We start from the raw sequence: 25,597 nt of genomic DNA on the forward strand, positions 1-25,597 counted from the left end.
TCCTTCCGTTTAGTTAAACATCATATTCTAGTTCTTTAATTGCTGATTTCAGGTAGGTATAAGGTGTCGGCATTTCTTCGGAATCAAAATGAACGTAAGCAATTTTAGTCTCGAGCTTGATACGATGATGACTCGAAAATTCTTGGGTACTGATGTTGTAAATCGTCCGGAAGTTTTGAATTAATTCCTCGATCATTGCTTCTTCTTCTTTGAAAATTAGTACACCAAAGGTTAGTTCAACTTCGTCTAATAAATAGACGATACCTGAGTCACCACGGCTACGATTGATGGCGTCAACAGTCATATGAATGACTTCTTGTCTTTCTTCAGTAGAAAGCATCTTTTTGACTTCTTTCCAAAATTTCATTTGAAAGACGATTAGGTAGTTATCTATATCTAGACGGCGAGAAGCGTCCATAAAGACTTGGGCATCGTCATTAAAAGCTGTTAGGTTCCGAAGTTTGCTCTCAGCATCAATAATGCCTAGTTTAAGTGACTGGGCTTGTAACATGACATTTTCTTTTTGTAGCTGTCGAGAATAGTGGCTTAGTGCGTATATTAAACTTGAAAAAATTGGTGTAATTACAAGCCAGAAGTAGATTGGCAAAATGAATATCTGATCCTTATTGGCTAAAACCTGATAGAGGGCGTAGCTTCCTTGGAAAAAAATATATGCTAGATTAATCGTAAGCCCTGTAGTAATGGTGGTGAAGTAAGTAATGAGAGCCAAGATCAAGGCGATATTCATAAATATCACATTTTGTAAGAGATGATCACTGGTTAGACCAACAAAAACCACGATAATAAACGTTAATAAGAGGAAGCCTAAGAGTGAAAGATCTGCGAGTAATTGCGTATTTTTTTTCATGTTAGGCTCCTTTCTTTTTATTTTTCAAGATGATAAAGACTAATCCCACAACTAATGTTCCTCCGACAAATATGAAGATAGCGATATAGGTCAATAAGGAAGCGTTATTGGTCAATTTAGTTGCAGTAGAAGAGGTTTCTTTAGAAAGCTCTTTTTTGAAGCGGAAGCTGCTTAAATTACCATCTTTATCGATGATAAAGGCGTCACCTGGATGTTGCCCGATTTTTTCTTGGCTACTTAACTCACGTGCAGCTAAGTACGTACCGCGTGAATTAGCACTTGTTAGAACTAAGATTCCTTTGCCTTCTTCATAAGGAGAGAAAACGAGTTGACCTGAACCAATTTCTGTCCCATATTGACTTTCGATACTAATTTTCTCGTTGGAGATGAGTCGTTCTCCTTTATCATCGTAGCGGAAGAACAGCTCCTTATTCAAATTTTTTACGACGCTGTTTTCTTGATAACTACCAAGGACTATCAGGTTATTTGCTTTAAGTGTTTCGTCAGCAACTACTTTCTCACCGCTAACAAAGATGACATCGCCAGTGTTATCTTGCGCGTAGCGGCCTAGTAAATTAAATAAGCTAGTAAGTGAGCGGTAGATGTTTTCATCCACTGTTTTTGGTAAAACAACGGCCACTTGGTTGTAGCTTCCTTCACGTAAAAATGGATAAGGATAATTGGCAAAGTCTAAATCTTGACGGTCCTTTGTATGGATTGTCATGGCTGATTCAGGGGCAATATAAGCCCATGGCATTTGAGCTTGTCGCGGTGTACATGGTAAATCTTGAATTTCTAATTCAAAGGCGACAGTTAAGGTAAAGTCACCTGCGACATCTAAGTCTTTTGGAACAGTCAGTCTAAGCTCGTCATTGCCTGCTTTATCTTTTGTTAGCTTTTGGCTACCAATAGGAATGTCGTTGATTGAAATAGTGACGAGTGATCGATTAAAATCTAAGTTTTCAGCGTAACGAAATTTCAGATAAATTTCACTATTCGAAGCAATTGAGCGATTAGATGGCAAGGAGACAAAAAATTGTTTTTCTTGGTGGAACGCACCGACGAGTTTGTCTCCTTGCTCATTTAAGCGAAATAATTTTTCTGATTCAATGACTGGCGTATCTGTTAAGGTATCTTTGTCCACCACTTTTTCATTTTGAGCGACTTCTGACATAAGTTGTGAGTTAGCGATAAAGCGGCTCCCTTTAATCAATGCCGCTTCTTTTTTTGCTATTAGTAATAAGATATGCTGCTGATCCTTGTTGATTCGCTTGATATGAGCATCGTCGCCTAATTCTTTTTCTGAGACTTCTTTTTTTAAGTCTGCTGGTAAGTGATCGTATAGCCCGATAATAATTTGGTAAGGAGCTTGATTGTGTTCGTCATCAGTTAGTTGAGCGATTGGAATGACTTGATCCTCTTTATTTTCAATTTTAGCGTAGCTTGATAGCACGTAGGTGGCACTCTCTAATTCAGCTGGATCAGCTTTTCCAGCGACTAGCAGGGCAACCTGCTTATGAGCAATGGAATCGATACCGCTAAATCGGGTATGAAAATCCTGAATGCTGTCGCTCATTTCTTGGTTATGATAGAGAACGCCGACATTGGAGCTTTTAAAAATATGTAACCAATCAGCAGGCGTTGTCGTAATGCGGCAGACATCTTCATCGTCAATGGTTGTGACATTTCCTTGAATGACCAGTGTATTTACCCCTACTTTTAATAATTCTTTAGGAATTGAAACGGCCACATTCTGTTTATCGGTCTTACTAGCTGCAAGCTCCAGTGAGTGAAATTTGGCACCATTGATGGTAAAGGTCAAGTTTGAGCGTTCACGCTTCGTCAGCTGAGAGACTTGGTAATCTAAGGCGATTTTTGCTTGATCCACATCCCAATAATCTAAGACTTGGAAATAAATAGTTTGACTAGATGTTGGACCAGTTAAGGATTGCTCGGCTTGTTCAAATTCAGTAATAAAGGTTTGCTGGGCTTTTAAAGAGCCTTCCTGATTAGCAGCTAAGGAAATAATCGGGCATAGTAATAGGATGCCGGTAGTTAATAGCAGACTGAAGAGATACTTAAAATGATTCATAATGACTCCTCCAATTGATAAGATAATGCTTATGCGAGTTTATCGCTTAGATTTAACTAAGAAGACTGTCGCAAAGCTAGATGATTGTTTATTTAAAGCGCTCTGTTTTATACCATTTGGCTTCTCGTTTTAGAACTGATTCACGGATATACATGACTAGACCGTAACCTGCGACGACCATCCACATCTGTGAATAAGTGACGTACATCAACGCAATAATTCCAATATTTTCTAAGCTCATTTCACCTTTCTCGGTGGTGATGGTTATGAAAGTACCAACGATAAACAGGACAATCGCGAGTAACCACAAGAGTCCGCTAAAGCCTGCGAGTGTGGTATGGATGTAGCCAAAAATATTCAGTGTTAAGACTGTATCGGAGACTACGAGTGAGGTCAGCAGTAAAAAGTAAATAGCCAGAAAGTAAAGTAAATCAAACCGAATTTTGCGAGCTTTTGGATCAAATAGTAAAGGGATATTCTTGATGATGACGTAGACATTTCCCTTGACCCATCTAGTTCGTTGACGGAACCAGACGTTGAGTGTTTGAGGCTCTTGTTCCCAAGTGACTGCTTTGGGTTGAAATTTGATTCGATAGCCCATCGTATAAATCCGAAAACTAATTTCAGTGTCTTCAGCTAAGGCTTTGACATCCCAGCCACCAATCGCTTCGACAATTGATCGTCTCAGAATGAAGTTAGTGCCAGGAATCGTGCAAAGTTTAAAGAGCTGCCAGCGCCCCGCTTGTGCCATCCATTGAAAGGAAAGTGTCTCAATGTTTATAAAGCGAGTCAAGAGACTAGCGTCACGATTACGTGTCCGAAACTTTCCAATTACGGCACCTAAGGTCGGATCCAGCGTTAATTCCGCTACTAGATAGCGTAAAGCATTTTTTTCAGGCGTATTGTCAGCGTCGTAAATGGCAATCAGCTCACCTTTTGCATCCTTGAAGCCTAAGTTCAAGGCATTGGATTTTCCTTTTCCGCCTGTTACAGCGTCTGTATTGATAATTTTTAGTTGTCGTGTCGGATTTTTTTGTTGAATTGCTTTAAGTAAGTCTGCGCTATTGTCAGATGAATTATCGTTAATGACGATAATCTCGTAACGATCATGGGGGTAGTCAAGTCGAAGGAGCGCTTCGACGGTTTTGACAATCACGATTCCTTCATTGTGAGCGGGCACCATGATACTAACAAAGGGGGGCTCACCTTGAATTTCTGGTGGTGGCGCGCCTTCTATTTTCATGTAATAAACATAGCCTGCGATAATGAGAATAACATTAATTAGCAACAGGCTCCAAATTGACAATGTGGCAATTAGCAGTAAGTAATCAGCCCAAGTCATGTAATCACCTCTCGTATTTTCGTCTATATAGGATATAACTGATAATCAGGAAGACACTTAAGACGATCAGTGTTCCAGTGATAAAGACTGTTAAAATGGTATTTTGTGTGGCAAAAAAGCTAGTTAAGCTCGTTTGGGGTTTAGCTTCTTTCTTTTGTTTATACGGAATAGCTGTTTCAATCCACTTTCGTTGCCCATTAAGAAAGAATTGTTGATTATTTACCTCTAAGGTATTATCTGAGGTCACCACTTTATGATTGGTATATAGCGTATTTTCAAAGAGATACGTTTTTTTTGTCAGTCCCTTTAAGATAGCTGAGAGAGCTTCTTCAGTTTCGGGAAAAGGAATTACAATCGCAGTGGGCGAGAAAAAGACCTTTTCGCCAACATCCCATAGGTCAATGTTGTCAAAGCTATCAGGCTTAAAGCCGACGTAGGTTGTTTGGTAAAGTTGGTTAGTAGTTGATATTCTCCGCTCTTGGCGCTTGAGATTAGGCAGTAGCAGAACGGTCTCAGAAAAACCTAAGGCATTTTTTTGATAGTCGATATCATGGTTCCAGTAGGCAGGCGTTGCAACACCTATTGGATAAACTTTATTGTTAAAAAAGTAGTTTAAACTAGTATTCATAGTGGTATTTAACTGTTCTTGATTACTGCTTTTAGCGTTTTTTATGAAAGGCGTCTGTAAAAATAAGCTACTGTTTTGAGTGGAGATTTCAGTGAGAGCCTTCAAATAATTATTGGCTGCTTTAATGTCCAAATTATCCCAAATGCCAGTTGCGCTAATAGTAAAAGGTAAGCCTGCTGCTTGAAGTTCTTTTTGTAATTCTTTCAAAAGATTAAAATCAGAAATAGGTGTAAAGTCGTCAAAGACAAGTAATGGATACTGGCGTTCGGCTTGATTAATCCCTAGCCATTCAACGATTAGCCGACTGCTAATGAGATAGGGAAGGCCAGTTGTTTGCCAGAAAGGAAGATAAGCAACCTTATCTTTAATACTTCCGAAAGAATAGAGACCTAACTCGTTATCATAGTCAAGGCTTCCGTAGGTCTTACTATGACTGGTATCAGTCAACAGATCAACGACCTCAGTTCTATTGAGTGTTTCGCTAGCTCGAAAGGTCAAGCTATTAAGGGTGGCGCTGTCACCATAAATTGTTTTGAGTGGTGAATCTAAAACGGTACGCCATGATTCTGGTAAGTTCTGTCCAATATGAAGGCGAAGCTTTTGATAACTGTCACGATCTTCTATAAAAGCTGGATTGGCAATAGGTAAGTCTGGTTCTTGAATGACTTCAATTAATCCACTAAAGTCTTCAAGTTGTCCTTTTTGATACTCATCCATAGAAACAGTTGTGACACTCACTTTTAAACTGGTTAAGAGACTTTGTAGTAGATTGATATTTTGGTCACCATTATCTTTGACAGGGTCACCATTGTCTTTAGCATCCAAGCTATCATACACAAGCAGTAGTCGGTCATGGGGCTGCACGTTATTGATGGTTTCTGCTGCTAATACGGTAGAATGACTAAAAAATAGTAAGAGTAAACCTAAAGAGAGTAGCCAATTGGTCTTAGTGGTCATTGTGCTTCCCTCCTCGTTCGATGACTAGAGGATCAATTGGTCGCCAGAGATTTCGATGAAGTAGCTCTGCGATAGTAAAAATGATAATTAAATCTAAAATTAACGGAATAATAAAGAGCCGTGATGCTATTCCTGTAATGCCGTAATTGATAATAGTTGAAATAAAGTTTAGATAGGTCATTGCTAGAAAGGACAAGACAAGCAGTGCCGGTATCATGCGCCAAGGGTTATGTTTTCGAATAGATTTAACGATTAGAGGCACGTAAAGAATCAAAATGACTAAGCTAAAGACCAGATAAAAACCGAATGTCTTAGGAAAGTAAGCGAGACGTAGCTGTTGATACCCATTAAAAAAGTTACTTTTAGTCCCCTTAGCAACTCCTTTTCCTCGTTCAAGGTTTCCTAAGTTAGGATCTTGAATCTGAGACACTTGAGGCATCGTCTTTTTCATGAGTTCAATCAGTTGTGACGGGTGTCGCAGGTAGTGCTTCATGAGCCAAAATTGATTAAGCGGGTCATAGAAGTCTTTAAAAATATCATTGCCATCCACATCAATAGGAAGAAACTCAGTAAAGTAATCTTCGCCAGCTATTATGGCGTATTGGCTATTCATCTCATCTTGGTTTAAATCAGCTTCAGTTTGATCGATTTTCATAACGCCTTGAGAAAAGGCTTGAAAATGCTGATAGTTACGATTTCCTAAATTAATAAACGAGAAGGTGATGATAGTTCCTAAAATGATGGTAAAGGTACCAAATAAGGCAAACAGTTTTGTGCTATAAAGCCGACTGGTAATCGTGACAAGGGCCAACCAAGCTAGTAAGAATAGCAATACGTAAGTAAACTGCTGATGGAGTGTAATCAGTAAAAAGGCATTAAGTAGAAATAAACTGATGAGTAACTTGGTAGAGTACAGGCGTCGATAAAGGGCGATTGAGAGTGCAAATAAGTAAACAATGGTAATTAGAACGAGCGATAGTAGGTAAAAGGAACGAAAATAGAGTGTATAGCTAGTGTCTCCTAAAATAAAAGCGACTAATAATGCTAAAAGGTAATCGACTCGTTGGCGTCCTTTACCAGTGAGGCCATTTGTTAACAAATAAATCGCTCCAAGATAGCAAATTAAATAGAGTGCTCCTAAGAATCTCATATCAAAGATGACGGTGCTGTAGAGTAGTTTATTTAGAAACAGTGCGATGGCTAAAAATGCTGATTGAGATGACAGCCATTGGGTTGCTGAAGGGTTATAGTATTGTAAAATCCCGTATTGTCGCGTAAAATAGCCAGCTCCGTCTTCGGTGAAACCTTTTAAGGGATAGAGGCCTGCTGCCTCAAACCATTTATTAAAATCGCCATTATTAGCCATACCATGGGAAGGGGTGATAAATAGAACCCAGCTCGTGATTGCTCCTATGAGGAGAACGCTGAGCCAGGCAGGCGACAAGTAAGTTTTCATAAGTTGTTCTATTTTTAGTAGTGGTTGTTTAAGTTGTTGGATCGAACTCAATCGATTCACCTCCAAAATGATGACATCCAAAGCGCTGTTTAAGTTTGTTAACTAAGCAGCTGGATTTGCTTGATAAGCGAGTAAGGCAAGTAGATTATCAAAGGAATAAAATTCTTGAGTACTTGGATTGCCAAAAGCACCGTAAAAAGGGGATTGATTATCTGTTACTTGGAATTTTTCCATTTGTTTAATGGCACTTTCGTAAAAATGACTATCCCCTAAACGAGCTGCAATGATAGCTACTAAGGCATAGGTTGCTGTAGATTGATTATTATCTAGGACCTCTCCTCGATGAGAGTAACGATTGAAAATTTGTCCGTTAGTTGTTTGTTTCTTTAAGAAGTCAACACTTTCCGAACGCTGCTTACCTTGACGTACTAAGTGTAGAATAGAAATTAGTGATTCGACACTGTTGATTGGTTGGGAGGTATCATACGCTTTTTTTTGATAATTGTAGCGTGACTCATAGAAAGGAAATTGATCAGAGATGTATCCTTGTGTTAGAATTTTTTCCTGAGTTGCCAATAATTTAGTGTGCTTTTTTTCACTAAGAGGTAACAAGTTTAGTGCGGCTAAGTCAATGTAGCACAAGGTAATTTCTTGGCCTTTTTTTGCCAAATCACTGTCGTAAAAATCGATTAAATGATCATCAATTAGATTAGTTTGGCTGAATCGTTTAGCATATTTTTGAGATAAAGTGTGCCACTCTGGTTTGTTAAAGGTCTCTGATGCTGTCTCAGTAACACGAATGAGGCGTAAATCATCGATTGCAGCATTGATAGGATAAAGCTTTTGCTTTAAAGGTGAGTAGCGGTAACTAAAAATTTTATCATTATCAAAGGTTCGTTCCATTTGACTTAGGCTTGCTGTAAATAGTTCTTCCATCTTGGCGCTGACACCAAAAGCCATTATAAAGCCCGCAGATTCACTCAGAATTTCATGACCAGTTGCGACATCTTGGTTTTGTTTAGTTTCCTTGTAATTGGTGTAAATCCCGTATTGATTGCTCATTTTTTCGGTAATAAACGTCAGTAAGCGATCAATTTTTTCGTCCCCTGGGTTAACATCAAGAGGAGGTGGTTGACTGCTAGTTGTATTCTTAGATTCCTGCTCATCGGGAGTGGGCAAGCTGATAGGTGCTTTTGTTGAGCTGTTTGTCTGTTTTTTGACACTATACACTACTAGAAAAAGTGCGATTAATCCGATGATTATCATGAGTGTCATTCCTTTAGCCGATTTTTTCATGAAGGACTCCAATTTTATGCTGATTTTTTTTGAATATTAAGTCGCATTTATCCCTATATTATAGTATAAAATAAACAAATAAGTAAGGTAGTTGCTTTTGGTGAAAAGGCGATGAATCGTGGGTGAGTGTTCTTTAATAATAAGGTGTTTATCAGTTAGGTATTGAAATAACGGCGATTATGACTATAGTGTTTTAAGTGGACAGCTTTTTGAATAGTTATTGAATGGTTACTATTAACTATAATGAAGGAATAATTTTGTTTAAAGGTACCTATTTTAATCCGAATTTAATAGTTTATTATAGGAAAGTAGTTTGTTTTGTCCGTTAAATTCCCCTTGACCTGAAACCCATCCCAGAGATTATACTGAATTTAAGAGAGAAAGGGTGGAGAGAATATGAATTTAATCGTTGAAATGATAGATGCAATTGGTTTAGATTATTACTATGTGACTTTATCTTATGAAGAGGCATCATTAATCATTGAAACACCTATTCGAATGATGAAGCAGTTGAATCGCCGAATGCCGATTAGTTTATTAGAAGAGGTTCATTGGCAGAAAAGTGGTTCTATGAGATGTTTGCGATTCAGCTATAATGCTGAGAGCTACCGAATTGTTGACTCTGGCAATGAATTTGCAACAAACATCGTGGCAAAACTTATCTCGACGAGTCTGGTATAATAGGTGTTGGAACAAATTCTTGAAGTGGAGTGTACGTAAATGAACCCGAAGTTAATTGTATTTGATATTGATGGTACTTTGTTAAATTCTCAGAAGGAGATTGCCCAGAGTACTCTTGAAAGCATCGATTCATTGAAGATGGCTGGCCATCAGCTAGCTATCGCAACTGGTCGGAATTTTGCTTTAGCCAAAGAAGTAATAGAGGCGGTAGATTTTGATCACTACATTTGTTGTAATGGCTCTGCTGCATTTTTAAACCATGAGCTGGTGCATAGCTCTCCTTTAGATCCTGATGGAGTCGAGCAATTGGTTCAGATCGCGGATCAGGCACAGTTGGATTTGATTTTTCAAGGCCTATATGGCATGCGTCGTTATAAAGAAAAGGTCGGTAGCAATCAACTTGCGGCAATGACAAGCTTTGGGTCTGGTGTACCAGATTATGAGGCGGATTTTTATCGTAATGAGCCAGTTTATCAAGCACTGACGTTTCATGCTGTAGAACAAGATGATATTTATGCTGATTTTAACATGTTTGATTTTGTTCGTTGGCATGAAGTTGGGGTAGACGCGATTCCATTAGGAGGCTCTAAAGCGAAAACAATTGAAATATTAGCAGCAAAATTGGGCTTATCACTGGCTGATACGATTGCATTTGGCGACGGTGATAATGATCGGGAAATGTTAACATTAGTTGGTCATGGAGTTGCTATGGGAAATGCTAGTCAAGCAGTTCAAGCTTGTGCCAATGAAGTGACGGCGAGTAACGATGAGGATGGTATTCAATTAGCATTAAAAGGGTTGAATCTTATTTAATAAAGAAAACAATCGCGACTGACTGAATCTAGTTAGCGGGATTGTTTTTTTGTTGAGAAAAATATCGATAAATTGACCTTCTATCGCTTTCTTGTCATTTGGGGGGCTAATGAGGATAATCATGAATAATACCGATAGTTTCGACAGTAGCTTTCCGATATGATAACAGTAGTTGAACGCACTTATTTCGGCCGAAATGAAAGCGATGACAGTTTAGTTCTATATAACCTATTAAGGGGGAACATTTAATGAAGAAATTGACAGTATTAGGGCTCATTTTTAGTGTAGCATTAGTGACGGTATTAGCAGGCTGTTCTAATAATAAGGACAAAGAGGCTACCAAAGCATCAGGCAAGACAGAGATAAAAGTTACGTGGCGTGATACGGGAGAAGTCGATACATTACGAACCTATTTAGAAGAGTTTGCGAAAAAATTTGAAAAGGATAATTCAGATATAAAATTAGTCTTATCGCCAATTACGGCAAGTGAAGGGGATTACTTCTCTAAGGTTGCGTTATCGATGCAGTCAGAAAGTACGGCACCAGATGTAGTAGCGGAAGACACCTTTATGCTAAATTCGGATGCGAATGCAGGCTATTTACTCCCACTCGATGACAAGGTAAAAGAGTGGTCAGAATGGTCAGAGTATACAGAAAACTTGAAAGCTGGGTCAACTGGTGAGGACGGGGTTCTTTATGCGGTACCAGGGGTGACAGATTCTCGTGGCTTATGGTACAACAAAAATGTGTTTAAAGAGGTTGGTTTACCTGTTGATTGGCAGCCAGAGAGTTGGCAAGACATCATGGATGCAGCAAAAACAGTGAAGGAAAAAGCACCAAAAGTTATTCCATTTTCAATGGGCGTAGCAAAAGCCAACGGGGAGTCTGTTTCAATGCAGACCTTTGAAATGTTGTTATATGGTACTAAAGATACCTTGTTTGACACGGAAACCAAAAAGTGGAATGTTAATACCGCTGGAATCGAAGATTCTTTAACTTTTATTGATGATGTTTACAATAAAGAAAAAGTAGGACCGTCACTTTCAGTTGCGATGAACAGTAATTATGGCTCCGTTTTATTTCAAGAGAAATTTCCAAATGATGAGGCGGCCATTATTTTAGATGGCATTTGGAATATCGGTAACTACAAGAGTGATGGTGTGGTACCGATTGACAATGCAACAGAACGTTTTGGCTTCGCAGCTATGCCGACGCAAAAGGGAGAAGCGCCTGGTACGACAACTATGGCTGGTGGCTGGTCATGGTCTATTCCCAAGAAGAGTAAAAATCATGATGAATCTTGGCGTGTCATCCAAGCTTTAGGAACAAAAGATGAACAAGCAGCTCGTGCTCTAGCCCAAGGAAATCTGACTGTTCGTGGAGATGCGGCTGAGGTGCCGGAATACAAAGAAGTTCCATTTATGGCTGAAGCGACAGAAATGTTGGAAAATGCGTATTTTCGTCCAGCGAACGACAAATACCCAAATGTCTCAACTGAAATTCAAAATATGGTAGAAGCTGTCGCCAGTGGTAGTAAGACGCCAAAAGAGGCGGCTAAACAATATGCAGATAATGTGAGTCGAATTGTTGGAAAAGAAAATGTAAACGAGAAATAACAGAATACGATAATAAGTGAAGGAGGTAAGATAAAAGCAACTGCCAGATAAGCATCATTTCTAAGGATGATTATTTTACGGGATGTATATAGTGGCTTTTATCTTACCTATAAACGTTTAAGTAGGTGGAAAAATGGATGGAACTGCAGTAAAAAATCAACTATCAAATGCGAAGAAGTCACTGATGTTTCTTTCGCCATCATTAATTTTACTTTTAATCTTTTTTATTAGTCCAATGGTCTTAACTGTCCTGTTTTCGTTTACCAATCTTTCATTAACAGGGGCAGATGCAAGTAATTTGCACTTTATCGGCTTTGATAACTTTGTCAGAATGTTCCAAGATCCAGAGTTTCGTATCAGTGTCTGGAATACTGTTGTGTTTGTTTTATTCTCGGCCGTTTTAGGCCAATGCTTTTTTGGTTTTCTAATCGCGTTTTTGATGAAAGAAAAAAATCGCCATTTCCGCAAAATCGTCGGGCTGATTATCATTGCGGCATGGGTGACGCCAGAGGTCGTGGTCTCCTTTTGCTGGGTCGCTTTTTTAGGAGACAGTGGAACCGCTAATTCGTTGGTTGGGTTATTTAATATAGAACCCATTGCTTGGTTGTTTACCTTTCCGATGATTAGTGTCGTGATTGCTAATATTTGGCGTGGAACCGCATTTTCAATGATGGTTTTCCAATCAGCATTAGATGATATTCCTAAGGAGGTTGAAGAGGCCGCGTATATGGATGGTGCGACTCGCTGGGAGGTGGTTCGCTATATCACGATTCCGATGGTTCGCGGAACAATTGCGACAAATGTCATGCTCGTCACGCTACAAACATTGGGCGTCTTTACGTTAATTTATACAATGACAGGCGGTGGTCCAGGTTCGACGACGTCTACATTGCCAGTCTTCATGTATAAACAAGCATTTGTTAGCTATCAACTTGGATACGGAACCGCAATTTCTCTTGTATTACTAGTTTTAGGTGCAGGTGCGAGTCTCTTATATATGAAAACATTAAAAGTGAAAGTGTAGGTGAGCAGCATGGTGAAAAGAAGTCATCAACTAGAAAAGTGGGTACATTATATTATTCTGAGTTTTTTAGCTTTGTTGTTCTTATTGCCGTTATTATGGATGATTTTTGCTTCAGTTGACACAGGCGCGATTCAATCATTAAAGGTACCTGAAAAGCTTACTTTTGCAAATTTTACGTCAATTTTGACGGACCCGTCAATTATTCGCTCATTCTTCATTGGGTTAGGTATGTCTGGGACACAGGCCATTTTAGTCGTTGCTCTGTCAGTCTTAGCAGCGTATCCATTGTCTCGTTATCAATTGAAATTTAAAAAAAGCTTTATGATGACTATTTTATTTTTAACCTCATTACCAATGACGGCGGTCATGGTACCTGTTTATCAGTTGTTTCTTTATTTAAAATTTCAAGATTCGATCGTGGCAGTGACCTTCTTCCTAACCGCTTCTTCTTTACCATATGGCATTTGGATGATGAAGAACTTTATGGATTCAGTCCCGATTGAGTTAGAGGAATCCGCCTGGGTGGATGGTGCTTCTTCGTGGCAAGGGGTTTATAAGATTGTGGCGCCGTTGATTGTGCCGGGAATTTTTACAGTGGCAATCTTCACTTTTTCAGGGAGCTGGGGTAACTTTTTTGTCCCTTATATCTTGATTCAATCACCAGAAAAAATGCCGGCTTCAGTGACAATTTTTCAATTTTTTGGTAATTTCGGCATGGTAAATTATGGGCGCTTAGCCGCTTTTTCAGTTATTTATACAATACCAGTGGTTGCTTTATATGCGTTATCACAAAATTTCATGTCTAAGGGATTTAGCTTAGGCGGAGCTACGAAAGGATAGAAAAGAATGAGTTTACAGATGCGTAAGTTTCAAGCTCGGGTAGCAGAAATCGCGCCATATCGTTACCGTCAGCGGCAAGCTATTGAGGGCTGGCAAGTGGTGGAGGATTTAACGAAACAGGATAAATACCCAGCAGAGCGAGTGGTAGCAGAAGAGCGGTCCTTTAAAGTTGGGGATCGTTGGGAAGGACGGGATTATTATTTATGGATTAGCACAGAATTAGTCATTCCTGATACCATGACAGATGGTTGTCTCTTATTATTTGATTTTGGTAGAACGGGTGGCGGGCATAATTCTGGTTTTGAGTCGTTATTGTTTATTAATAATGAGCCTTATCAAGGGGTAGACTCGAATCATCAGGAAGTCTTTTTACCTGCTGAGATGGCGGGGAAAACGTTGCAACTTAGTCTAAAGCTTTGGTCAGGACTAGAAGGTGGCGGACCAAAAACGATCCAAGAGCACCGTTTTGTATGTGCTGATTTAGCTGAATTAGATTTGGCAGTGGATGATTTTTACTATACAACGGATACCTTGGTTAAGACAATTGCGCTGTTAGATGATAATGATCCGACACGTGTGAGCTTAGTGAAAGTAGTAGAAAAAGCACTAAAAATCATTGATTGGTCTCAGGTAGGTAAGGCAGGATTTTATGAGTCTGTTGCCATTTCTAATCAAGAGCTACAAGCTCAGATTGACGAACTACCGAAGAATACTGACGTAAAGATTACGGCTATCGGGCATACCCATATCGATGTTGCATGGCTGTGGCGCTTGAAGCATACTAGAGAGAAAGCCAGTCGTTCTTTTTCGACTGTTCTACGTCTAATGGAGAAATATCCAGATTATGTATTTTTACAAACTCAACCCCAGCTTTACGCGTATATTAAAGAAGATTATCCTGAGATTTATGCGAAGATTAAGGAGCGAGTAGCCGAAGGTCGATGGGAAATCGATGGTGGAATGTGGCTGGAGGCGGATTGTAATATTCCGTCAGGGGAATCCTTTGTCCGTCAATTTCTATACGGCTCTCAGTTTATTAAGCAAGAATTTAACAAACAGACAGAGTATTTGTGGTTACCAGATGTTTTCGGTTACTCTTGGGCGTTGCCTCAAATTTTACTGAAAAGTGGCATAAAAACATTTATGACCACAAAAATCAGTTGGAATCAGTTTAATCGAATGCCACATGATACCTTTATTTGGAAGGGGATTGACGGCAGTGAGATTTTAACACACTTTGTGACGACGCCAGAAATTTCTGAGGAGGTTGGCTCTGATTGGCGCTATACATATAATGGATTAATAGAACCTGCCACAGTGAAAGGCATTTACGATAGTTATCGCGACAAGGAGATTAATGAGCAGCTGTTGTTGTCATATGGGTACGGTGATGGCGGTGGCGGAGTCAATCGCGATATGTTAGAAAAGCGTCGACGGATTAACAAAATTCCAGGCTTACCTCAAATAGAAACAGGACGAGCAGATGAGTTTTTTAGAGAACTTCATGAAACAGTGGAAAACACTGACGGCTATGTTCATAAGTGGGATGGTGAGTTGTATTTAGAGTATCACCGAGGAACTTATACGTCTCAGGCTTATGTGAAAAAGATGAACCGTTTATTGGAACTTCGATACCGAGAATTGGAAATTCTAGTGTCGTTGCTAGTAGATAAACCTGAACACGAAGGGCTTATGGAGTTGTTTAAGCAAGGCTGGACGATTATCTTGCGTAATCAATTTCATGATATTATTCCGGGGTCATCTATCGAAGAGGTTTATCAGGATAATAAAATTGAGTACGAAACTGCCTTAAAGATTGCGGATAAGATTGAAGAGGCCATGGTCCAGTTTAGCCATGACCCAATAGCAGGCGTTTGGACGGTCTATAATACAGCGACATGGCCTCGAAGAGAATTAGTCTTGATTGAAGAAGCTGAGGAAGGGTATTTCTTAAGCGAAGTGGGTGAGACCTTAAACGCTGAACGAACGGCGAATGGCTATAGAATTGAGACACCAGAAATTAGTCCCATGGGGAGTCAACAGATACGCTTTGTGGCGGGCAAACCGAAAGAGACATGTGACGAACTGTCTGCTGAGATTGACCTAGCTACTGGAGAATTAAATAGTCACTACTATCTGTTGAAGTGGAATCCCAAGGGGCAACTGGTTTCAATTTATGACAAGCTTAATAAGCGTCAGGTCATAGCCGATGGGGGCTTAGGCAATTACTTGAAGCTTTACGAAGATAAGCCAATTGATTATGACGCGTGGGATATTGACTTGTTCTATACTGAGAAAAGTCATGTGTTAACAGCCGAGAAGGTTTGTGTAGTGGAACAGACAGCTTTTCTAACAACGGTTGCCTTTCACTATGAGTTTGGTGAATCGAAGATGGTTCAATATCTGACCGTCTACAGAGACTTTCGTCGAATAGATTTTAGAACAGAGGTTGATTGGCGAGAACGTCAACAACTGTTGAAAACTCACTTTGATGTGGCAATTCGTCAGACAGAAGCGACTTACGATATCCAGTACGGTAGTGTTAAGCGTCCGACTCATTGGAATACTAGTTGGGATACGGCACGTTTTGAGAGTGTTGCTCATCAATGGGTTGATTTTTCAGAGCGCAGCTATGGGGTTAGTTTACTGAATGATTCGAAATACGGTCATTCAGTTAAGGAACAAACGATGACACTTTCGCTACTAAAAGGAGGGATTTATCCTGATCCTCAAGCGGATGTGGGACATCATGTCTTTACATACAGTTTATTACCTCATACAGGCGATTTTATTGCAGGACAGACTGTTGAAGAGGCTTGGCAGTTGAATAATCCGCTAACTATTTTAAAAGGGGCTGCGAAAATTGCAGCAGAATTTGTAATTAGGAGTGAGCAATGTGTTATAATTGATGCTATAAAAGTAGCGGAAGAAGGGCAAGGCTTAGTGCTTCGTCTACACGATCATACAGGTGATACCCGTCAAATAGACTTGCAGCCAAATGTGACTTTTTCTAATTGGTCTGAGTGTAATTTGATGGAGGATACGACTGGCTTTGAGAGCCATAGTAGTCAGGAGATCAGCTTTACGTTACATCCATTTGAAATAAAAACCTTTATTTTAAGCTAAATGTTTGCAAATAGAGAGGGGGAGAGAATGTTTAAGAGGAACTTGCTTTTGAGAACATTTCTAACCTTCTCTATTGTTGTTTTTTTATACAGTGGTTTATTGATGTGGACGACGATTGCTAAGCATTATGAACGCTTGGATTATCAGAATAAAAGCTTGAACGAACAGTTTCTAGAGAAAACCAGTTTATCAATTGATAATCGTTTAGAGGTTTTATTTACGTATATTAATTTTTTATCTGAAAAAGAGAGTATCGATCAGTATTTACGTGAAGAGGGCAATCAGTTTTCATCTTTTTCAACGCTTTATGATGATATCGTTAACAATTTATTTTCTATTAGTCAGCTTGGGTTTAATATCGGCGTTGCCAAGGATATTAATGGCTACATTGTATCAGCTGATGGTTATTTTCTTTTTGATGATTATATCAAACACTTGGAGCTAGAAAAAGAGTTATACCGAATCAAAAATATTCTGTCAAACAAAACTAATTCTAAGTATGAATATATCGCTGGAAAAGATAAATCAATCATGATTATCAAGCAAACTCAAGAGAGTACGTACAAAAGCATTTATTATTTTATTGTTTTCGATAACAGTGTCGTGCTGCCTGATAGCTTGCCTAATAATACTGGAACCTTTGTTTTTGGCAATCAAGATAGTCGACTCTTTGAAATAGGTCGCTCTGAGGCACTCAATCAGGGCTTGCCTAAAGGGAGTGATAGTAACGGTCACGTCTCATTAGCAGAATTAGGTAGCCAGTCTTTTTATATGAAGCGTTCAAGTGTGATTCAGTCTTTAACCTATTATTACGGGTTACCTAAAAAGCAAACAAGGTCATTAACAAAAGAATCTATCAGCAGCTTAATTTGGATGTTATCTTCCTTAACTATTATGGGAATAGGGATTGTCTTTTTTACTAGTCGCAAGAATTATATGCCGATAAAAAAAATCTTACAAAATCTGGACGATGGTCAAGAGGAAGTCGATCGTAAGGATTTATTGTCTGATCAAAATGAACTTGATTTTATTTTAGAAAATATTAAACGGATTAATGCTGCTAATCAGGAGTTGGAGTTAGAGTACTCTAAGTCGCTGTATGCGATGCAGGAAGAGTTTTTGAAAGAAGTTATTTTTGGTGCCGCAGACAAGCTGGACAGTCAGCTAACGGATTTGCAACTAACTGCTTACCGTAACGGTGGAACACTGGTCGTATTGTCGCTCGAAGGAATTTCAGAGCTGGAGGCTAATTTAAGTGAATTTAATGTCCTGACTTTACGAAAACGGATCATTCAAACCTATCAAGCTTCGACTAATAGTCAGCTTTTTATGCCAGTAGCGATTGATTATCGTCGTTTTTGTTTGTTTTTCTTAGAGAAGAATCAGCGAGAAGTTACGTCAGTTCTTGAGGCATTAAAGAATCTGATTGAGAAAGAAAATGCTGTTGATATTACCTTTACGATTGCTAATCCCATTGCGGATATTTCTCGTCTGCCACATGCTTACAACGAAGCGTTGAGCCTGTTGGCTGTTAAGTATTCTTTTGTGGAAACTAAGATTATTTCAACTAAGAGTCCTGCTATAAAAAATCGCGAAGACTACAATTATAGCTTAGAGTCTGAGCAGTTGTTTTTAAACACATTAAAAACTAAACACTATGGAGAAGGAATTAAGTATATTGTTGAGTTAACTCATGAGAATTTTAGTAAACGGCAGATGAATATTCACAGTATAATCGAATTTAAATATGCCTTGATTAATACTATTAAGCGCAGTTTAAATTATGTAAATAAATCTTTTCTAGAGTTTTCCAAGGCTCACTACTTACTGTTTGAAAAGATTACTAGTAACGATCCGATCGTGTTAGAGGATGCCTTTGTCCATATTTTTACACGACTGATTCAGGAAGTAAAGGCAGTCTATGAAGGAACTGACAAGACGACACCAGAGCGAATTGTTGAGTATTTACGGGAAAACTATCAAGGGGACATTTCTTTAACGGATATTGCCTCTCGTTTTAATTTGTCAGAATCGTATGTTAGTCGTGTAATCAAAGAGGCAACGGGGGACAAGCTTTAAGAATTATATCAATGCTTTAAAGGTGGATAAGGCGAAGGAGCTATTGTCGACTGGGAAGTACAAGGTCAACGAGGTGTCAGAGTTGGTCGGCTGTAACAATGTTAATACCTTTATTCGTATTTTTAAGCAGTTTGAGGGGCAATCACCAGGGCAATTTATGCGAGATTGTTAATAGTCTAGTAAATTACGAATGAAACAACCAAAAGAAGGTGAAAAAAAGTACTTCATATTTTTTCGCCTTTTTTTGGTTGTTTTGAGTATGAAATGAGTGGGAGCAATCGATATGAGGGAACAAACTCTACCACCAGCATAGTTATGGCATGATAGACCTTTTTGAGGTATACTTAGCTGTAAATGTGACTAACTAAAAAGGACTGACTGCTATGGAAAGAATCTATTTGGATCATGGGGCAACGACACCGATGCACCCACTTGTAATTGAAAAAATGACCGAAATTATGACGACTGTTTTCGGTAATCCTTCTAGTATTCACCAGCAGGGACGACAAGCTCATGGATTGTTAGAAGAAGCGCGTAGCACGATTGCTAAAAGCTTGAATGCGAACGACCATGAAATAATTTTTACGAGTGGTGGCACCGAGAGCGATAATAGCGCGATTATTCAAACCGCTTATGCGCGTCAGGCTGAAGGGAAACATATCATTACCTCGGCTGTTGAGCATCCAGCTGTTTTAAACATGATGAAAGAGCTTGCTCATCAAGGGTTTGAAATTACTTATTTACCAGTGACGGAGCAAGGTGAATTGGAAGTAGAAACAGTCGCCAAAGCGCTGAGGGAAGACACAATTTTGGTATCTCTGATGTTAACTAATAATGAAACAGGTCATCGATTTCCAATTAGAGAAATTGGTCAGCTGTTGAAAGAACATTCGGCTTATTTTCACACAGATGCCGTTCAAGCCTTTGGGTTAGATGAATTAGATGTTAAAGCTCTGGGAGTGGATTTTCTTAGTGCGACGGCTCATAAAATTAATGGACCTAAAGGGATTGGCTTTTTATACAGCCGAGATGGAATCAGCTTGCCCACTCTTTTACATGGAGGCGAGCAAGAGGAGAAACGACGTCCAGGAACAGAAAATCTTGCGGGAATTATGGGATTAGCGACAGCGGTTGAACTGCTGACACCTGTGGAGAAGGCTAAAAGAATAGCTTTGTATGAACGTTTTACCTGGATGATTACAGAGGCCTTAACTGAAGCCGATATACCATTTATAGTAAATGGTGGTCAGGCATCTAGATCGCCGCATCTATTAAATATCTGGCTAAAGGGTATCCCTAATGATCTTTTATTAATGCATCTTGATCTTCAAGGCGTGTCAGTGTCCATTGGATCAGCTTGCACAGCGGGCAATGTTGAGCCGTCCCACGTGCTAGAAGCGATGTACGGAAAAGGTCATGAAAGTACCAAGGAATCCTTACGCATAAGCTTTGGCTTGGGAAATACGGTTGAAAAGATTGACGAGTTTATTGAAAAGCTGATTGCAGTAGTGGATCGCTTGAGGAATTAGTAAATGTCATGGACGAGTCATGATTTTATTAGTATAATGTAGATATAATAATGAGATAGAGGTGAATTAAATGGCATTTGAAAAACAAGCAACAGTATTAGGCTGTCCAGTGTCTTATAAAATCGGCAAGGACGCTAAGAAATATACATTGAGAGATAATGGCTTTACTGAAACAAATTCAGGGAATTTACAATTAATTCGTCCATTGGATGCAACGCCTCAGAGCAATCAAGGATTCAAATTAAAAATCACCGTGGCTGAGGATTTGAACTCATTAAAAATGTCGGTGACGACTGCTAATGGGATGAAAGCAATGAATATTTTTAGTAATGAAAAATTTGAGATGAACCAAGAAAAATTCTATTTCTTAATGGATGGAATGATTGATCGCGGTTGTTTTGAAAAAGTAACCCAATAGTAACAACAGATTGCGCTTTATGCTTTTCTTCCTATTAGAAGAAAGACGCACAAAAGATGCAATCTTTTTTTATTCTACATATCTTTCAAGAGAACTAAATTTCAGATAAGAATGATAGATAAGTGTGAGCGATCTTGTGAAATTAGTAGTTAATGAAATGGTTACATACTTTTACGTAATAGTGTTAGTTTTTACGTAAAAGTATGTTATAATAAAATTAACTTCAAAAGGAGGAAATCTTTATTATGCCTATGACAGGAAGAGATTTGCTCAAATTAGCTAAGAAAAACGGTTGGGAACTACTGAGAGTGACGGGATCTCATCACAGATTACAACATAAAGTAACAAAACAAAAAGTAACCGTTGTTGTTCACGCTAATAAGGACCTACCAAAAGGGACAGAGCAGAAGATTCTAAAAGATTTGGGGCTAAAGTGATTAGTCCTAGGTCTTAGTATATGGCACTTGTAAAGATGGTATAAGTAAAAATCGAAAGGAGGAATTAATGTATGGGTAATAATAACGTCGTGTTAGCTATGAAAATTACTAAACTAGCCGAGGATGATTATTATTTTGAGTATCCTGGAGAAAAGTTATCTATTTATGGAAATGCTGAGAGCTTGTCAGAAGCAATCGAGCTCGCAAAAAGTAGTCTGGAATTCACGTTATATGATTTGTACAAGGATGGCGACTCTTTTCCAGAGCTGAGTTTAGAAGAGTATAACCAACTCGAATCAACTAAAAAAGAAAATGAATTATTTTCGTTAATTTCAGTCACTTTAAGAGAGATTTTTGATAAATTTGGAAGTGAAGCTGTTAAGAAAACTATTTCAATTCCAAAGTATCAAGAACATTATATAGAGTTGAAGGGTATTAGCCTTTCTAAGTATGTGCAAAGTAAAATAGAAAAAGATTTGTCAATTAGTAATTAATTAGCTATGAGAAGGCGCGCAAACGCTTTGAAAGGATGCGTGCTTTTTCGTTTGTCGTTAAAATCAGCAAGCGAGGTCTGACGGCTCTCGTTACAATTTTAGTCTTTCTAAAGGAAGAATGGTCAAAAAAGTCAGGCAATCCGTTCAGAAAGCCTGACCATCTGCTATCTTTTAGAATGGGGAATGTCAGCATAAATAAGAGGAAATTAGTGTATTCTTGATAGCAACTATAGCTTATCATAAGCCAGGGCGACGATTTATTAATTTTCATATATGAAAAAATGATAGAGAATGATTTGTTAGAATTAGTTTGTTTGTCTTTAAGCTAGTTTATCTGATAGCTAGATGCTATGTAGAATAAGAAGCGTCTTGATAGTTAGTAACAATCTACTATTTAAATCGGAGGTAGTTAGTATCTTTGGATGGATTAGTTCTAAGAGTTTGATAGAAAGTTGGTTCAAAAGGATGTAATTTATCAAAAAAAAGACTATAATAGAAAATACTGAAATCCGACCTTCAAATCGTAGATTTTTCAGAATTCAACAGAAATGATGGTGATAGTATGACAGACAACAGCAAGACACGCGTTGTCGTCGGCATGAGTGGTGGCGTTGATTCATCTGTAACGGCCTTACTCTTGAAAGAACAAGGATATGATGTTGTGGGTATCTTTATGAAAAATTGGGATGATACCGATGATAATGGTGTATGTACAGCAACAGAGGATTATAAGGATGTAGCGAAAGTTGCCAACCAAATTGGTATTCCTTATTATTCGGTTAATTTCGAAAAGGAGTATTGGGACCGTGTGTTTGAATATTTCTTAGAGGAGTATCGTCGTGGCCGTACGCCAAATCCAGATGTGATGTGTAATAAAGAAATTAAATTTAAAGCATTTCTTGATTATGCCTTACAGCTTGGTGCAGATTATGTAGCGACTGGTCATTATGCTCAAGTAGTTCGTGATGAGCAAGGTGTCTCTCATATGCTACGTGGTGTGGATAATAATAAAGATCAAACGTATTTTTTAAGTCAATTATCACAAGCTCAATTAGCTAAAACAATGTTTCCTTTAGGTCACTTACAAAAGCCTGAAGTGCGAGAAATTGCTGAAAAAGCCGGACTGGCAACAGCTAAGAAAAAAGATTCAACTGGGGTTTGTTTTATTGGTGAAAAGAATTTTAAAGAGTTTCTAGGAAAGTATCTACCAGCTAAGCCTGGCAATATGGTGGCAGAAAATGGCGAGGTCAAAGGTCAACATGCAGGCTTGATGTACTATACAATTGGTCAGCGGCAAGGGCTAGGAATTGGTGGCGGTGGGGAAAATCCTGATCCGTGGTTTGTAATTGGTAAAGACCTATCCACTAATACCTTGTATGTTGGACAAGGGTTTCATCACCCAACACTGTATTCAACTCATCTAAAAGCCAGTGAGATTCATTTTACAACGGAAGAGGAGCATCCAGCTGAATTCCGCTGTACGGCTAAATTTCGCTATCGCCAACAGGATACGGGGGTAACCGTTACGTTAGATCCGAGTGATTCAACAAAAGCAACGGTCGTGTTTGATGAGCCAGTCAGGGCTATTACACCTGGGCAAGCTGTGGTTTTTTATGAAGGTGATGAATGCTTAGGCGGCGGTATGATAGATTTGGCTTTCAATGGAGCAAAAGAATTACAATATATTTAATAGATACATACATTCCATAAAATAAGTCGGAAATATATATCCTCTCTAAAGATCGGAATAATTGAGAGTGCTTGTGGGACTTTCAGCTTGGGTTAGCTGGAAGTGAAACGGGCACTTTCGATTATATAACAGGATACATAGAGAAAGAGTGAGGTAGGCGTGTTTTAACGCTTACCTCACTCTTTTATTGGGATTAAGCCATGGATGACACCTAAAACGAATGACCTCATTTTTGTTCTTTTTTACGATTCTGTCTATAGTTAGAGATAACTTCATAGGCGTCATAGCAAAGGAAAATGACGGCAGCAATTGCTAAGATAACCACCAAAGGACCTTTAGCAAAGCCAAGGATTTGATTGGCAATCAAAACAAGATAGGTCAGAATTCTAACAAGGGTGAATAATTTAGACATGTCTCTCTCCTTCTTTCTATTAGGCTAAGTATAGCATAAATAGAAAGAAGAGAGCCGAATTTATTCAGCTTACTAGTTGTGATGAAGGTAGTAATTGTTCCAGAAATAATTAATTATCTAAGCCATTTTTCTTATAAGCTTGTCTAAAAATAATAGCGGCTAGAGTGAACCAGACAACTAAAACAATGACATCTTTGAGGCGCCAGTCATATGTGGTACCGACTAACGTAGTTTGAACAAATCTAGTGAGAACACCAGGATAAGTATAGCTAGCAATAGTGGCTAATGTGTCATTAAAAGAGGCAAACATTGGTAACATTGTGAGTGCCAACATAATCGGCATTCCGGAAATTCCTGCTTGCATTTGATCCCGCGCAGAAAGACCAATAATAAAGCCAATCATTAGGCTGATAATGCAGCAAATGGTGGTAACCAAGAAATAAGTGACAAGTGGTATGTCTGAAAATGATGACTTTGATACAGGGATTAATAAGATATTAACGATAATCATAATCAGCAGTGATGGGAGTAGGCTTCCTAAAAAGAATTCCAAACTCGAAACCGAAGAGGTCATTAGAACTCTTAAGGTTTTTTTCTCTTTTTCTTCAGCTAAAGGATAAGACCCCATCATGATTCCACCCATGATAATATTGAAACCAAGTCCAAAGCTCATAAGGAAACCAGGCACATTCATTCCACCTTGCTCCCCAAGGTCATTAGGCATAATAAAGCCCATTAAAAGGACAAAGCCAAGTGCCATGATTGGGGCAACAATAATATTACGATTTTTTAAGATGGCGGCTAGTTTCATTTGAAAGATAGCGGTAAATTTTTGCATTGAAAAGATCATACTAATTTCCTCCCGGTTACTTGAATAAATATTTCTCCTAATGTTGGTTCACATGAATGAATGGTTTCAATTTCTCCTGTTTGTAACCACTCTTGAAGTGTCGAGATCGTTTCTGGATTATCGATGAGAACCACTTTTTGACCCGATTTTTTAGTAATTCGGTAGCGTTTCTCTTGGTTAAATTTGATTTTTAACTCCTCTGGCGTGCCACGTTCAACAATGTAGCCATCATTAAGTAACGCGATATTGTCGCATAAGTAAGTCGCTTCTTCCATATTATGAGTCGTTAAAAGAATGGAAGTTCCGTTATTTTTTAATTCGAGCAAAAGGTCATGAATAGCTGATGCAGTTGAGGGGTCTAACCCGCTAGTTGGTTCATCTAAAAACAGTAATTCCGGTTGATGTAACACAGCTCTTGCTAAAATGAGTCGTTGTGTCATCCCTTTTGAAAGCTTATTTGCTAATTTCTTTTTATGCTCAGCTAAGCCGACTTGTTCAAGTAGCTTATCGACCCGTGATTTAGGAACATTTAGTAATCGAGCGAAAAACGCTAAATTTTGATAAACAGTCATACGTTCATAGAGGCCACTATTATCTGTCATAATCCCAATACGTTGATAAAGATCAGTCGAAAAGTTTGCGATATTTTCTCCAAGAATATCAATCTGACCTGAGGTTTGTTTTAATTGTCCAGTCAGTATTTTTATTGTTGTGGTTTTACCGGCACCAGAAGGTCCTAAAAAACCAAATATTTCTCCCTTTGCCACCGAAAAGCTGATGTCTTTAATGGCGAATGTGTCATTGAACTGTTTCTTAAGTCCAACGACATTGATGCTAAATTGTTTGTCCATGTTCCATTTCTCCTTCTTCTATATGTGGCAACATTATAGTAATTAAATAACATGTGATAAGTGTCAATTAGTTATTTGGTTGGCCACAGCACTTTTTC

The 25,597-nt window shown here is 38.6% G+C and carries 22 protein-coding genes; 13 read left to right on the forward strand and 9 right to left on the reverse strand.

Annotated elements, in window-relative coordinates:
• Positions 1-13: 13 nt before the first annotated feature.
• The 6 genes from AC5KOD_RS16045 to AC5KOD_RS16070 form a co-directional block, all read right to left on the reverse strand.
• Positions 14-868, reverse strand: a complete 855-nt coding sequence (locus AC5KOD_RS16045; protein ID WP_496915587.1) for a diguanylate cyclase domain-containing protein — start codon at positions 866-868, stop codon at positions 14-16.
• 1 nt (position 869) lies between these two features.
• Positions 870-2,960 carry a cellulose biosynthesis cyclic di-GMP-binding regulatory protein BcsB gene (locus tag AC5KOD_RS16050; protein ID WP_496915588.1) on the reverse strand — a complete coding sequence of 697 codons (2,091 nt, stop codon included), beginning with the start codon at positions 2,958-2,960 and terminating at the stop codon, positions 870-872.
• 88 nt (positions 2,961-3,048) lie between these two features.
• Positions 3,049-4,302: a glycosyltransferase family 2 protein gene (locus AC5KOD_RS16055; protein WP_496915589.1), complete on the reverse strand. Its 1,254-nt coding sequence runs from the start codon at positions 4,300-4,302 to the stop codon at positions 3,049-3,051.
• Between the two features lie 4 nt (positions 4,303-4,306).
• A complete protein-coding gene (locus tag AC5KOD_RS16060) occupies positions 4,307-5,887 on the reverse strand; it encodes a hypothetical protein (RefSeq protein WP_496915590.1) in 1,581 nt (526 codons plus the stop codon).
• Positions 5,877-7,394 carry a glycan biosynthesis hexose transferase WsfD gene (wsfD, locus tag AC5KOD_RS16065; protein ID WP_496915591.1) on the reverse strand — a complete coding sequence of 506 codons (1,518 nt, stop codon included), beginning with the start codon at positions 7,392-7,394 and terminating at the stop codon, positions 5,877-5,879. Before wsfD ends, AC5KOD_RS16060 begins: the two co-directional genes overlap by 11 nt.
• Positions 7,395-7,445: 51 nt before the next feature.
• A complete protein-coding gene (locus AC5KOD_RS16070) occupies positions 7,446-8,639 on the reverse strand; it encodes a hypothetical protein (protein ID WP_496915592.1) in 1,194 nt (397 codons plus the stop codon).
• A gap of 396 nt (positions 8,640-9,035) precedes the next feature.
• Here AC5KOD_RS16070 and AC5KOD_RS16075 point away from each other — a divergent pair, with 396 nt between their 5' ends.
• The 13 genes from AC5KOD_RS16075 (at position 9,036) to mnmA (ending at position 23,386) form a co-directional block, all read left to right on the forward strand.
• Positions 9,036-9,320, forward strand: a complete 285-nt coding sequence (locus AC5KOD_RS16075) for a hypothetical protein (RefSeq protein ID WP_496915593.1) — start codon at positions 9,036-9,038, stop codon at positions 9,318-9,320.
• A 39-nt stretch (positions 9,321-9,359) separates the two neighbouring features.
• Positions 9,360-10,133 carry an HAD family hydrolase gene (locus AC5KOD_RS16080; protein ID WP_496915594.1) on the forward strand — a complete coding sequence of 258 codons (774 nt, stop codon included), beginning with the start codon at positions 9,360-9,362 and terminating at the stop codon, positions 10,131-10,133.
• Between the two features lie 248 nt (positions 10,134-10,381).
• Entirely contained in the window at positions 10,382-11,749 is a 1,368-nt protein-coding gene (locus AC5KOD_RS16085) for an extracellular solute-binding protein (RefSeq protein ID WP_496915595.1), read from the forward strand.
• Between the two features lie 133 nt (positions 11,750-11,882).
• Positions 11,883-12,773 (forward strand): carbohydrate ABC transporter permease, encoded by an 891-nt coding sequence (locus tag AC5KOD_RS16090; protein WP_496915596.1) that lies wholly within the window; start codon positions 11,883-11,885, stop codon positions 12,771-12,773.
• A 9-nt stretch (positions 12,774-12,782) separates the two neighbouring features.
• Entirely contained in the window at positions 12,783-13,613 is an 831-nt protein-coding gene (locus tag AC5KOD_RS16095) for a carbohydrate ABC transporter permease (RefSeq protein WP_496915597.1), read from the forward strand.
• A 6-nt stretch (positions 13,614-13,619) separates the two neighbouring features.
• The gene (locus tag AC5KOD_RS16100) at positions 13,620-16,739 is read left to right on the forward strand and encodes an alpha-mannosidase (RefSeq protein ID WP_496915598.1); all 3,120 of its coding nucleotides are present in this window, start codon (positions 13,620-13,622) and stop codon (positions 16,737-16,739) included.
• Positions 16,740-16,787: 48 nt separating this feature from the next.
• Positions 16,788-18,818, forward strand: a complete 2,031-nt coding sequence (locus AC5KOD_RS16105) for a hypothetical protein (RefSeq protein ID WP_496915599.1) — start codon at positions 16,788-16,790, stop codon at positions 18,816-18,818.
• A gap of 22 nt (positions 18,819-18,840) precedes the next feature.
• A complete protein-coding gene (locus AC5KOD_RS16110) occupies positions 18,841-18,990 on the forward strand; it encodes an AraC family transcriptional regulator (RefSeq protein WP_496915600.1) in 150 nt (49 codons plus the stop codon).
• Positions 18,991-19,201: 211 nt separating this feature from the next.
• Complete coding sequence (locus tag AC5KOD_RS16115; RefSeq protein ID WP_496915601.1) at positions 19,202-20,347, forward strand: cysteine desulfurase family protein; 1,146 nt, start codon at positions 19,202-19,204, stop codon at positions 20,345-20,347.
• 70 nt (positions 20,348-20,417) lie between these two features.
• Complete coding sequence (locus AC5KOD_RS16120; RefSeq protein ID WP_496915602.1) at positions 20,418-20,765, forward strand: DUF1831 domain-containing protein; 348 nt, start codon at positions 20,418-20,420, stop codon at positions 20,763-20,765.
• A 245-nt stretch (positions 20,766-21,010) separates the two neighbouring features.
• Positions 21,011-21,202, forward strand: coding sequence for a type II toxin-antitoxin system HicA family toxin (locus AC5KOD_RS16125; RefSeq protein WP_496915603.1), 192 nt, complete (start codon positions 21,011-21,013; stop codon positions 21,200-21,202).
• A gap of 71 nt (positions 21,203-21,273) precedes the next feature.
• A complete protein-coding gene (locus AC5KOD_RS16130) occupies positions 21,274-21,696 on the forward strand; it encodes a hypothetical protein (protein WP_496915604.1) in 423 nt (140 codons plus the stop codon).
• A 562-nt stretch (positions 21,697-22,258) separates the two neighbouring features.
• Positions 22,259-23,386, forward strand: a complete 1,128-nt coding sequence (gene mnmA / locus AC5KOD_RS16135; RefSeq protein ID WP_496915605.1) for a tRNA 2-thiouridine(34) synthase MnmA — start codon at positions 22,259-22,261, stop codon at positions 23,384-23,386.
• A 226-nt stretch (positions 23,387-23,612) separates the two neighbouring features.
• Here the strand turns inward: mnmA and AC5KOD_RS16140 are convergent, their stop codons facing one another.
• The 3 genes from AC5KOD_RS16140 to AC5KOD_RS16150 form a co-directional block, all read right to left on the reverse strand.
• Complete coding sequence (locus tag AC5KOD_RS16140) at positions 23,613-23,798, reverse strand: hypothetical protein (protein WP_496915606.1); 186 nt, start codon at positions 23,796-23,798, stop codon at positions 23,613-23,615.
• A 109-nt stretch (positions 23,799-23,907) separates the two neighbouring features.
• A complete protein-coding gene (locus AC5KOD_RS16145; protein ID WP_496915607.1) occupies positions 23,908-24,648 on the reverse strand; it encodes an ABC transporter permease in 741 nt (246 codons plus the stop codon).
• Entirely contained in the window at positions 24,645-25,499 is an 855-nt protein-coding gene (locus tag AC5KOD_RS16150) for an ABC transporter ATP-binding protein (protein ID WP_496915608.1), read from the reverse strand. Before AC5KOD_RS16150 ends, AC5KOD_RS16145 begins: the two co-directional genes overlap by 4 nt.
• Positions 25,500-25,597: the final 98 nt, after the last annotated feature.

This window comes from Vagococcus sp. WN80Y (assembly GCF_059621045.1).